The 12588-nt window shown below is 41.1% G+C and carries 10 protein-coding genes; 5 read left to right on the top strand and 5 right to left on the bottom strand.

From position 1 onward, the window contains the following. Nucleotides 1–9: 9 nt before the first annotated feature. The 3 genes from ACVBIL_RS05725 (at nt 10) to ACVBIL_RS05715 (ending at nt 2420) form a co-directional block, all read left to right on the top strand. Nucleotides 10–1368, top strand: coding sequence for an APC family permease (locus ACVBIL_RS05725; RefSeq protein ID WP_447166022.1), 1359 nt, complete (start codon nt 10–12; stop codon nt 1366–1368). Between the two features lie 244 nt (nt 1369–1612). Further along, on the top strand, nt 1613–1981 hold the full coding sequence (locus ACVBIL_RS05720; protein WP_447166021.1) for a VOC family protein: 369 nt from the start codon (nt 1613–1615) through the stop codon (nt 1979–1981). A gap of 52 nt (nt 1982–2033) precedes the next feature. After that, the gene (locus ACVBIL_RS05715) at nt 2034–2420 is read left to right on the top strand and encodes a VOC family protein (protein ID WP_447166020.1); all 387 of its coding nucleotides are present in this window, start codon (nt 2034–2036) and stop codon (nt 2418–2420) included. A gap of 3354 nt (nt 2421–5774) precedes the next feature. On the opposite strand, the gene ACVBIL_RS05710 is transcribed toward ACVBIL_RS05715, so the two are convergent. The 5 genes from ACVBIL_RS05710 to ACVBIL_RS05690 form a co-directional block, all read right to left on the bottom strand. Further along, nucleotides 5775–6233 (bottom strand): hypothetical protein, encoded by a 459-nt coding sequence (locus tag ACVBIL_RS05710; RefSeq protein ID WP_447166019.1) that lies wholly within the window; start codon nt 6231–6233, stop codon nt 5775–5777. Further along, complete coding sequence (locus ACVBIL_RS05705; RefSeq protein ID WP_447166018.1) at nt 6230–6904, bottom strand: hypothetical protein; 675 nt, start codon at nt 6902–6904, stop codon at nt 6230–6232. Before ACVBIL_RS05705 ends, ACVBIL_RS05710 begins: the two co-directional genes overlap by 4 nt. Before the next feature lie 842 nt (nt 6905–7746). After that, entirely contained in the window at nt 7747–9039 is a 1293-nt protein-coding gene (locus ACVBIL_RS05700; protein WP_447166017.1) for a tyrosine-type recombinase/integrase, read from the bottom strand. 157 nt (nt 9040–9196) lie between these two features. Further along, nucleotides 9197–9496, bottom strand: coding sequence for a hypothetical protein (locus ACVBIL_RS05695; RefSeq protein WP_447166016.1), 300 nt, complete (start codon nt 9494–9496; stop codon nt 9197–9199). A gap of 300 nt (nt 9497–9796) precedes the next feature. Beyond that, nucleotides 9797–10261 carry a hypothetical protein gene (locus ACVBIL_RS05690; protein ID WP_447166015.1) on the bottom strand — a complete coding sequence of 155 codons (465 nt, stop codon included), beginning with the start codon at nt 10259–10261 and terminating at the stop codon, nt 9797–9799. A 261-nt stretch (nt 10262–10522) separates the two neighbouring features. Between ACVBIL_RS05690 and ccoN the strand changes: the two genes are divergently transcribed. Together ccoN and ccoO are read left to right on the top strand one after the other, a co-directional pair. Next, the gene (ccoN, locus tag ACVBIL_RS05685) at nt 10523–11959 is read left to right on the top strand and encodes a cytochrome-c oxidase, cbb3-type subunit I (RefSeq protein WP_447159234.1); all 1437 of its coding nucleotides are present in this window, start codon (nt 10523–10525) and stop codon (nt 11957–11959) included. Between the two features lie 12 nt (nt 11960–11971). Then, a complete protein-coding gene (gene ccoO, locus ACVBIL_RS05680; RefSeq protein WP_447166014.1) occupies nt 11972–12586 on the top strand; it encodes a cytochrome-c oxidase, cbb3-type subunit II in 615 nt (204 codons plus the stop codon). The last annotated feature ends 2 nt before the right edge of the window (nt 12587–12588 follow it).

The raw sequence follows: 12588 nt of genomic DNA, 5'->3' as shown, positions 1-12588 counted from the left end.
GGACATCTGATGACACAAAATATAGCTGCACATCCCCAAGACCACAGAGTCATGGGGTTTTGGCGCGTTTGGGCCCTTGCCGTAGGCTGCGCTATTGGTTCGGGGATCTTTATGATGCCGACATTATTGGCCCCTTATGGCATGTTAGGATTGAGTAGCTGGTTGGTTGCTGGCGCGGGTACTGTGCTGATTGCACTGACATTCGCAAGGCTAGCAACCAGAATACCTAAAACGGGTGGTTTATATATTTACGCTGACTCAGGTTTAGGCTCTATGGCCGGATTTATAGTCGGCTGGTGCTATTGGATCTCCTGTTTAACTGCCGTAGCAAGCGTCGCCATTGCATTTATCAGTTATTTATCCGCTTATGTGCCGATACTGGCAGAGCACAATGAAGCCGGGTTAGCTGCATGTTTAGGCTTAATTTGGCTTATTGTCGGTTTAAATATTCGCTCGATTAAGGGCAGTAGTACCTTTCAAGTCATCACGACCATTTTAAAGATCGTGCCCTTGTTAATACTCGCGCTATTGGGCTTAATCAATATGCAGCCGGAGATGCTACCTGAGTTCAATCCGACAGAGTTATCACCAATCGCAGCAATATCTGCTGCCACTATGTTGGTTATGTGGTCATTTTTAGGGATTGAATCTGCCACCGTTCCTGCGGGTAATGTGATTAAACCTGAAAAAACAATCCCAAGAGCCATCATTGCCTCAGTGCTGACTATCTTAGTCTTGTATATATTGGTGAGTTTAGCGGTGAACCTAACGGTGCCTACAAACGAACTTAAAAATTCAACCGCGCCCTTTAAGTTAGCAGCAGAACGGTTAATGGGTCCTGTTGGCGCGTTAGTCGTGACCCTTGGTGCATTATTGTCGACGCTAGGATCCTTAAATGCGAATACCTTAATGTGTGGACAGATGCCGATGGCCATTGCGAGCAATGGATTATTTCCAAAGCGATTTAAACGTTTGTCTAAAAATGGCACGCCAACATTCGGTTTACTCGTGTCGGGCGCTATTGTCTCGGTGTTATTGATAATGAATTACACCAAAGGCTTAATCGGCGCGTTCACTTTTTTAGTGATGATGGCGACGTTAGCGACCTTGATGGCTTACACCTTATGTGCCATTGCAGAGTTCTACTTTTTAAAACAGGATAAACCATCAGCAGCACGAAACCGCGCCATCATTCTTGGCATTGGCACCTTTGTATATAGTTTGTTTTGTATTTTGGGAGCAGGGCAGGAGATTGTCTTTTATTCTTTCTTTCTGATTTTATTAGGCTTGCCTATATACGCCTTACAAAGAAAACCAGAGGAAATAAAACCAAAGACGAGCATGAATGAAGAGTTGTTCACTGACTAGTTGCACCTAAGCGGTACTGACATCACCATTTGTTTATTACCGACCAATGTTATGTTCAAGGCGCTACATCTATTTTGTAGCGCCTTTTAGCAATCTGAACTCATAGCTTTTGAGATACAAAAAACAATCCAAGTATGGATGTAAATCTTGAGACTACACTTCATGGATGACCCGCTACCAGTCTTATTTAGAAGTATGCTATGTTGAAATTATTATATCTCGATGAAAAATAAGTTCATGCATTATGGATAGTCCATCAACGTTATTAGTCGTTCATAACCTTATAATTTCAAAAGCATTTTATGTGGACACTCTTGGTCTCAACATTGTAGAAGAGTATGAAGATAGTGTAAAGTTTAACTGTGGTTCCCATAACGTACTCATGTTTGAAGGTACGATGCAGGCAACCAATTATGAACACGGCTACCACGCAAACTCATCACTTGTTCTTACAGTGCATAACTTGGATGAGAAAATAAAAGAGTTAAAATCAAAGGGAGTTGTATTTATTCACGAGACTCCAAATGAAAATAGATGGGGCCGTTATGCAGCCTTTAAGGACCCTTCTGGCATCGTAAATGAGTTAATGGAGTTTTTTGCGAATCAAAACTGAAAGTAATCATTAACAAATACTCAGTAGGACGTTAATCACATAGGAAAGTGTTATGCATAAAAGTAGGTTGGCGGCTTTGGTGATAGACAGTAAGGTTGATGATATTGAAGAAGCGAATCTTTTTTGGGAGCAAGCGTTAGGTCTAGAATGCGTTCGTTCAAATGAAGACTGGTCTTCAAAGTATTCACACCTTAACGTGCCCGATGAACAACCACATATATTGATTCAAAAAACGACTCATGAAAGTCGAGTGCATCTTGATATTGAGACTGATGATATTGCAGCTGAAGTTACGCGCTTGAAAGCAATTGGTGCACGAGTCGTAGAGCGTTTTGAACGCTGGATTGTTATGCAAGCGCCAACAGGCCACCGCTTTTGTGTAGTGAATCCTCAAACAAAAGACTTTAACGATTCTGACAAGGTTAATGTCTGGGAATAGTTTCGCTAACAATCGCTCTCAATCCTCTTAAAAGAAATTCAGTCCTGGCTTGATGTAGAGCAATAGGACTGTGAATGGTTCAACTGCAAAGCATTACGTCGTTTACAGATAAAGCAATCCATACTTGTAAGAGAACCTAAGATAAGTGGAACGATAGTGTAGTGGCATACATAAATGGGTTAGGGCAGTATAAGGTTAGTTCCTTAATGCCAATTAATTGAGGAAAACAAATTACGTGGATTGGTAACTAAGGTACGCATCACTCGGTTCTAAACAGAGATTTATGACTCTCTTAATAAGGCTTTAGTGAAGCTCATTTGATGGCACTTAGAGGAAGATATTGATTAGGTTGTGTAACTGTCAGATGTTTCCTAGTGTGCGCCAATTGTTTGCATGGCTACTTTTAAAGTTTACCTAGATCAAGCCGTAGCCATTTCCGTAGTGTTAATGAATATACCAAATCCAAATATACAGGCTGTTAAGTGTTACAGACCTTAAATCAGTAGAACGAAACTTAGACGTTATGAAATTTAGTCGTTATGAAATTTAGTCGTTATGAAATTTAGTCGTTAAGAAACTAATGCCATACAAGGCACGCATAGAATGCCTACTAAAACGCTAATCCATTGCAGCGACGAGTTAACTAATAGAGTTGATGAAGGTTTTTAGTTCAGCTGACTAACTAATCGCAACAGCAATACGTTATGAGAATACTAGTTAACACAATAGATCCATAAACTAGCAGCTATCAGAATAAAATTATCAAGCTAGAAGCCATGAGCAGACAATTACTCATAGTTCATGTGATGCCGAATCCGATGTCGTGACTGAGATTCTCATTTTCGATGACAATTCCCAAAAAAATTCAGAAAAGGTATCTCTCCATAAACCCTATTTAACATAATATACATTGTGCGCATAGCTATGTAAGAGCGATTAAGATGGGGTTAGACCTGAATGTTTAGCTCAAATGAGCTTCTACAGTGATTCTATGCTGACACCTAAGGCAATACTTTACTATGTACGTTGGTGTTCTCTAGTTTCATACAAGCTGTATGCTTGCAGCCTGAGATTTACATCACTTGGTTTATGTATTGGGACTTTGCTGTTTTAAGCTACGGCTTTCTATTTCACTAGGCTAAAACAATACTTGAACTGAACTTGGTTAAGGCTTCAGGTTATCAAGCAGCATTCTCAAATGGCGTTAATATCCTAAGCTCTAAATACTAAATTAATACCTCATACTCAAAGGCTGATACTCAAAATCTCATATTCAAAAGCTGATACACAAACTCAATCACGCAGACTCAGTTAACAGCTAAGCAGATTATATTTGCACTTACTATGTGCCACGATGCATTTGATTTGGCACATAGCCTAAGCACTTAATCTAAGTGCATTGCACTGAACACTTAGCAATGAACACTTGAACACTTGAACAAAATGCAGCGTCTTAGTTCTATAGCTAGAAACCCAGAAAGCTCGCAGTAGATTGAAAATATAGTGAAATTAGCTATTTTTTATCGTGCGCTACGTGAATTCTGGTGAGCTGAGATAGGCAAAATGTTAAAGCAGCCACACAGCGCAGCGTATGATCTTAACTAAAACTGATTGACTATAACCAGCTAGATACCAATAACCAGTTTAGCTAAATCTTAGCCTTAGATTAAGTCCAGTTCTGAAACTGCGGTTCTAATAGTAGCTTTGTCTAGCACAGCTAGTTATCAGCACAGTACCAAACAAGCGTTAATCCCGCTAAGTCATATCTAGCTTAATCATAGCAATGTCATAACTCACAATGCCGTAAACTGGAGAGTCTTAATTGGAACCGTTTGTCTAATCCTAGTTAATCTTGGCCAAATCTAGCCAAATCTTGTTAAGGCTAATACTTAGTAGTTTCAGGGTTCAGATAAGGTTTGAGTAGACTTGGGATTAGCTGCAGTCTAACTCCAACTTAAGTTATTCAAACTCAACTAGCTCTAACTAAACTAACTCAAACTAAAGTAGTAAAAAATCGGTAATCAGAACGCCTGCGAACGCAGCCTCATGCCCAAAAACGAACATAGTACGGATAGCCCAACATTAATCATTACCTTTTACAGATAGAGTGACGTCATACTTGGCCAGCGATAGACAGTTAAGTAAAGAGCTAAAGCATTAAGCAGACAGATAAGAACTTTAAGGATATATAGAGATATAGCCCCAAAACCCCCTTTTAAGGCAAATGCCGATAATGTCACTTATCGGCATTAACCAGTCTCTGAAATCCCAGCAGCAATTTCGGTAGAAATCCAAGCTGAAACGCTAACTTAGCTTTTATCGTTAACAATTAGATTAGCCACAGAATTAGGCACAGGATTAGGAATATAACTAGGTACTGAGGTATAAGCTAGGTAAAAGCTAAGAAGCTCGAATGGTTAATGTCAGCTGACGTTGTAAGGCCTGTGTTTCTGGCGTGGACTCAGAGGCTATTTACATATAATCAGTTACTTACAACCAACATTAAACCATCGAGTTAGCTCGCTTCGAACACTGTTAGGCGGTTTATTATCGCGTACGCGCCCTACTTTATCACGGCTCGACTGGCTGATCTTAATCATATATCAGTGAATTATTTTGGCCAAATGAGCTCTGCCTCCCCCAAAACCTGTTATCTCCTTTTAAGATTTGAACCTGTGTTTTCGCCCCTTTATTCATAAAAGTTCACACAAGTTTATTTACACTACTATATTCGCACAAGTTTTCATTCACACAAGTTTTCAGACAGATCGCAGTCATCACAGCGCCCTACTCTCCTGGCTCTATTACTGCTAACTTCGCGCTTATCTTTTGATTCTTATCTCTGATGCTTAAGATCTAAAAGCCTCACATGACAACCCAAATTTCGCCTATAAAAGTAGGCGTTATCTTCCCCCGCTTTCGAGATATAAACGGGATAAACAAAATTCTATTTCGAGGCTTACAACAGAGTCGATAACTCTGAGAGCTTGGAGTGTGAATCGCTTACTTAAACTAGGAGCAGCGTTCTGATAGTAAATGGACATTTATTGGTAGGATAGCGGCTGGATTATAGAACAAATAGGCTGGTCTACATGCCCTACTCGTCTGCGTTATTCTGCATACTCCGATTGCGACATTTACTACACCCGCAGCGATTACCACGATTGGCTTGCAAATAATCGATACCTTTTAAGCAGGAATTAAAGACCTTAAGGGATAGTTATCCCCTCATGGCGCTGGCTTATTTGAAATAGATGACGCTTCACAGCGTTATTTATTCTCTCAGGACTGTAGGTATATGCGGATTTTAGGCATAAAAAAACCGTACGCGTTAACGGGTACGGTTTCTAAAGTTTATTCATATTGTTTAGAACCAGTAAGCTTTTCAACTGAACTTATTCTTATTGACAGTATTTCATTCTTCCTTTTTAGCTCATTCACTTCTTTAAAGTCTTGTTCTATTATATTTAAACCTTGCTCAGTCCTGTCTAATTCAGAATTTAAGTGGTCAACAGATAGTTTCACAATTGCGATATCCTGCCTATTGGTTGCAATGTCTGATTTAACTGCCATTATCGAAGAGAAATAGCCAATAATGCCAGTCAAAATCATTCCAACGCCCATAATTAACCAATCATTCCACCCTCGAGCTTCAGTAGGGGCTAAGGGGGCAGTGTTTGACAATGGAATAACGTATTGTGATACAGCTTGTTGTGTAGGCTGTGCTATTGATGAACTTTGAGAAAAGTCAGCATAGGGCTGTGTTGTAGATGTTGAATATGCTTGAGTTGTTGACGTTGAGGATGGACTCATTTTACTAACCCCATCACCTCGGACTCTGAAATTCGACTAAAATACTTATCTAAAAGGCCTGAAATGGTTTGGTAATCCAGATCTTTATTGTGTATTGGATTGTTATTTATATCTCTAAGAATAGAAATACCCTTTTCAGATATACCATTAGTCAAAGCAGATGCAGAACTTATTTCAATAATATCGTTCATATTAAAGCCGTACATCTCACTGGGTTTGTTTTGTCTTAGGCTAAGTTCTTGTGAGCCATCTACTGCGGGAGTAAAAAAACGATTTCTAATAGTTCTATTTGCAGTGTTATCTTGAATGAAATATCTAGCAACCAATCCAAATCTAGATATTTTCTGTTTTTCTTGTATCACCTTGGTTAAACCAAGAATTTTTGATTTGAAGTCAGTTAACAAATCGGAGTTGCTCTTAATATCTGAAGTTCTCTGAACTATAAAATCAATACGTGACCTAGCAATATTACACGCATATTCTTTATTTTCAGAACGTAAAACCATTACCGGAACTTCTGTAGGAAGCTCTTGAGGGATTGGTATGATTTGTGGCATTCCGTCAAAAATATTCAGCATTTTTGAGTTGAGATCATTAAATTCAAGATCTGGCCTTGAAACGATATCGGATAAAAAAAATGCAAACTGTAGTGATATTGTTCTTGTTTTCACGTAAAACCCCATTATTTTGTGTTGCTAAATATGTTGCTAAATATGTTGCTAAATATGTTGCTAAATATGTTGCTAAATATGTTGCTAAATATGGCATTTAATTTTCCACACACTATAGATAATGAAGCTAATTAGCAAGGAAATCTGATGTTTATGTCAATTCTGACCCAAGTTCCCCTTCCTCACCTTCCCCGTTACATCGTCCCGTTCAACAAAATCTAACGGCTTTAGCCCTGTCACCTCTGACACGTGTACATCTAGCTCTTTGGCAACCATCTTGCGTCGTCCTTTAGCCTTTAACACGTTTGAGTCGCCCCGTTCTGGATAGGGTTGCGTTAACTCTTAACTCTTAACTACTAGCTGTTAACAAATAGCCATGGCAGTTTTTCGGATTCGGCTGGGTGCTGTGTCAGTGCAAAAATAGGTGATAGACCACGAGCGCGACCTTTGTGGAGGTGACATCCGCTGTTTGTTCGGTTACGACTGCTGAATTTCACAAGGTAACGCACTATGCGCCGCTTTTGGTGGGAGTTAAATACAGTGTCAAAGTGAATCTTTGCTAGAAGTGGAGTGCAAGCTTCTAACCTGGCCACAAATGTTCCCTACACTTGTTGGCATTCCAGCAATCCATGGCGGTCTGAGATTTAGCCATGCCTTAGCTCATACCTGAAAAAAAGGGATATATTTACGGCGTCTTGCTAAAGCACGAAAGCAAAGCTCCCCACTAGGCCGCCTTATTTTTAACCTCCATAGAAGCACCTACTCTTGCAAAGGTGCTTTATTCCTAAGCCGAAGTGTTAATTTGTACTTAGCTCTTGCTCTAGATAACTATTACTCAGAACTTACTCAATCCCCTGCAGATAATCTAACGGTTTGTTCTGGGCACTCTCGTGACGTTCTATCTGAGTGGTGTGCAGATATTGCGAGGTGGTGTCGATACTCTCGTGTCCGGCATCGGCTTGTACGTGTGATAACGGACGACCGTTAATATTAATGTCGTGAGTAATGCCGGTGTGACGAATATTGTGGATACTTAAGCCGCGCATTTGTAAGGCATCTTCAATAAAGCCATCAGTTTCGATGCTAATCGACGCTATTTCGATGATCTTATCGACTTCGTCTCGGATATGGCGTATTCCGAGGTTTGCATTTAAATTGCCGACTTCGCGCCCTCGCCCAGCGGCTTTTTGACGTACGATTAATGGATGTTGCTCAGTAGCAGAGGGATAATCTGCCAGCTTTAGGTAACGTCGATAATCCACTAAGGCAGCTAATAATGCTTTAGATATCGCCACGCTTCGACTCTTGCCACCTTTACTCTTAGGGATATGAAAACTCCAGATCCCAGAGTGACGGTTTTGTTTAAACTGGCTCATCACCGGTGAGTAACCCGCTCTTGCTGAGACTTCCGATACGCGCAGATAACAGGAATAGATAAGCTTAATGAGAAACAGGCTGCGCTGATGCAATTCAGGCTGCGCTTTGGCGAGTTTCTCTACCGTTGACATAATGTAGGACCACTGCAACTCGGTAAATGCCAACTGATTATCGTCGTCAGTGTTGAGGCGGTATTTTCGGCTAGATGAAAAGCGGCTCTTATTGAGCCACATCTGCGCTGGGTTCCGCTCACAATAGTCCTCTCCCATTAAGTAGCTATAAAAGCTAGATAGAATGGCTATCTTTGTTTTGAGTGCACTGTCACTGAGGACATAGGGTTTTATCTGGCCATCGACCTTGCAGCCTCTAAAAGGAAGCCAGCTTGGATTGGGCGTTCTTATGTCGCTGGTTTTATCTTGTTTAAATTGGGCGACATTAAAGTAGCCAATAAGGGCTAACGGCGGGTGCTTGCAATAGTCGACATACAGGCCGATCTCTTTGCGCCCTATTGCACTAACGTTCAGTTTAATGACATCAAAACACCAATGTAAAAATGTCGTCAGTTCGCTTCTATAAGCTTTATAGTTGTTTTCATTGTACTTTTGCTCAAACAGCCAATCGGTAGCTAACTCGTAGGCGAGCCCTGCTTCATCGAGTGAACTCAAGCTAAGTTGAGTGATGCGTTGATTGACAACGGGATTACCCTGTTGAATAAAATCGATGGAATCAAAAAATGGGATAACCGGGGGTAATTGCATAAATAGAGCCAGTAACAATCCGTATATCACTATCTTAATCAGTAAGATGAAGAAGCGATATGGTTATTTAGGGTTTAACCGGCTTAAATGGGCGTATCGCTTAACAAGCGATCAATGTGTGCATGCTTAAGGTTTCTATCACTGTTTATGTCACAACTTATGTAACTGTTTGCGACATTAAGATCAGCTCAGTTTTTTGTACATCAGAGCTTTGTACATCAATTTTTTGTACATCAGGGCTTTCGACAATAGCGCATTGATTTTTACAATGGTCTTGGCACTGCTTGTCGCAGTGAATGCGTTTCTCACAGCTCCATAAACAAAGTTGCCAAACCGCTTTTTTGGTGTCGCTATCGAGGCATTTGAAATCTGCGGCGCATAGCACACCTTGCTGGATAAGCTTAGCTATTTTGTCTTCAGAGATACTGATATTTAACTGTCTGGTTGGAGTGGTCATGATGAAACCTCCCAATGCGATTCATTTAAAAACAATATACCTACATGAGAATGATTATCAACAACTGTTTTGTGAATGCGTGATAACTGAGCATTGTTTAACCGACACCCAAACTTAAACCTAAAGCTAAACCCAAAGCTTGGTGTGCTTAATCTGCGCTAGTGCTTGAGTGTTTACTATTAGTCAACAGGCCGAAACGATGAATAAGCAGCACACTATTAATAAACAGTGCACTATTTAATAAGCCGTGACTCTTAATAAGCAGTGCACTAAAAATCACCCTGATAATCTTGTTCAGGCCTACTCGGGGCTATCGGCCAAAAAGTCAAAAGTGGTAAATGACTCTACACCATTGTGCTCAAAACTGACTACTGCACTCCAAACCATATAGCCACTACTACACGAACCGTATATTAGCGGTGCGTTATAGTCATTTTCTCCCATTTGGGTCAAATTTACCGGAATAATACCCATAAACATGTCTCTACCCTGTAATTTAACCTTAAGATTACTTAAGGGTGTCGAGGTATGCAGTGACATCTGTATAGGCTGTTCACTCGGCGCCTGCCAAGGGTTAAGGCTTAACTCGATGTCAACATCGGCAACCGTTTTGACGCATGGACCCGCTTTAAAAGCGCAAAGACTTATATCTACAGGACTTACCGGTGTAACATCTTGGCTTTTTGGCTCACACCCCAGTAAAAATGCGACCGGGATGAGGCTGTATAGAATTCTTAATACTCTTGATTTGTGAGTGACTTGCACGTTATTTAACCTTTACATCATTTGTTTTAACATTCTATTGAGTACCTTGATCTAGATCAACTTATCTGGAGGGGTAATTCCTATCTTTTTTGATATAGCTCAAGTATCATTGCTTTGCCTTGCGTTACTTCATGAAATGTAAGGTTACACATTGACACATAACCCATATTTCCGTTAGGTAACATGGTTTTTTGTCATAATATACGGGTAGAGCTTTACTCTACACAACAATAAGTATAAGTAATAAGCAGTGGAAGCAATATGATGAACCATTCCCAGCCTCAAGGCGCTGATTACAACTACACTGTCGTCCGTCAATTCGCCCTAACTACCGTGTTATGGGGAATTGTTGGTATGTCAGTAGGTGTATTAATTGCAGCCCAGTTGATCTGGCCGCAGCTAAACTTCGAAACGTCATGGTTAACGTATAGTCGTCTACGACCACTACATACGAATGCCGTGATTTTTGCGTTTGGCACTTCAGCCCTTTTCGCCACATCCTATTATATCGTTCAACGCACCTGTCAAACTCGACTATTTGCACCTAAGTTAGCTGCATTTACGTTCTGGGGTTGGCAAGCCATCATTCTTTCAGCAGCCATTAGTTTGCCGCTTGGTATTACCAGTGGTAAAGAATACGCTGAATTAGAATGGCCAATTGATATCGCAATTACCGTCGTATGGGTTTCCTATGCTGTGGTTTTCTTCGGTACGATCATTAAACGAACAACGTCCCACATTTATGTGGCGAACTGGTTCTTTGGTGCCTTTATTATCACAGTAGCAGTACTTCACATAGTTAACTCTATGGCTGTACCGTTAACGATGACTAAGTCTTACTCACTCTATAGTGGTGCAGTAGATGCGATGGTCCAGTGGTGGTATGGTCACAACGCGGTAGGCTTCCTGCTAACTGCAGGCTTCCTAGGTATGATGTACTACTTCGTTCCTAAGCAAGCTGGCCGACCAGTTTACTCGTACCGTCTATCTATCGTTCACTTCTGGGCATTGATTGCTTTGTATATTTGGGCTGGTCCTCACCACCTACACTATACAGCGCTTCCAGACTGGACACAGTCACTTGGTATGGTGATGTCTCTAATCCTATTCGCTCCGTCTTGGGGTGGTATGATTAACGGTATCATGACTTTATCTGGTGCCTGGCACAAACTTCGTACTGACCCAATCTTGCGTTTCCTTGTTGTTTCATTGTCTTTCTATGGTATGTCTACCTTCGAAGGCCCAATGATGGCAATTAAGACGGTTAACGCACTTTCTCATTACACTGACTGGACTGTTGGACACGTTCACTCTGGTGCATTGGGCTGGGTTGCTATGGTTTCAATCGGTTCTTTGTATCACTTGATCCCAGTTCTGTTTGGCCACGGCCGTATGTACAGCACAAGCCTAATTAACGTTCACTTCTGGTTGGCAACAATCGGTACTGTTCTTTATATCGTTTCAATGTGGATCTCTGGTGTGATGCAGGGTCTAATGTGGCGCGCAGTTAACTCTGACGGTACATTGACTTATAGCTTTGTTGAAAGCTTAGAAGCCTCTTACCCGTTCTACTTTGTACGTTTCCTAGGTGGTGTATTCTTCCTTACAGGTATGTTCATAATGGCATACAACGTACTGCGTACTGTTAAGGCCCCTAAAGATTCTTTGCCAGCAATTGCTGAAGCAAAAGCAGCTTAAGGAGTAGATACGATGAAATTTAATCATGAGCTAGTTGAGAAAAACATCGGTCTATTAGGGATCTTTACTGTTATCGCAATCAGCTTTGGTAGCTTGGTTGAGATTACACCCCTACTGTTCCAAGAAGATACAACTGAGCCATTAGAAGGTCAGATTCCTTATACGGCAATGCAGATTGAAGGTCGTGACATCTATGTTCGTGAGGGCTGTTATGGCTGTCACAGCCAGATGATCCGTCCTCTTCGCGCAGAAACTGAACGTTATGGTCACTACTCTGTAGCTGGCGAGTCAGTTTGGGATCACCCATTCCAGTGGGGCTCTAAGCGTACAGGTCCAGATTTAGCCCGTGTTGGCGGTCGTTACAGTGACAAATGGCATGAGGTTCACTTAATTGATCCTCGCGCTGTTGTACCTCAGTCAAATATGCCTGCGTACCCTTGGTTAGCAGAAAACATCCTTACTGGTGATTTGACCGGTGAGAAGATGGAAATCCTGCAAAACTTTCACCCAACTCATAAGTTGTATACAACTGAAGAGATTGCTGGCGCTAAAGACGCTGTGAAAGGTAAGACTGAGCTGGACGCATTGATCGCATATCTGCAATCACTTGGCCACGCGCTTAAATAAGG

It is taken from the genome of Shewanella sp. 125m-7 (assembly GCF_052977045.1).
Note: the sequence above shows the minus strand (reverse complement) of the source record. Positions and strands in the feature narration are given on the sequence as shown.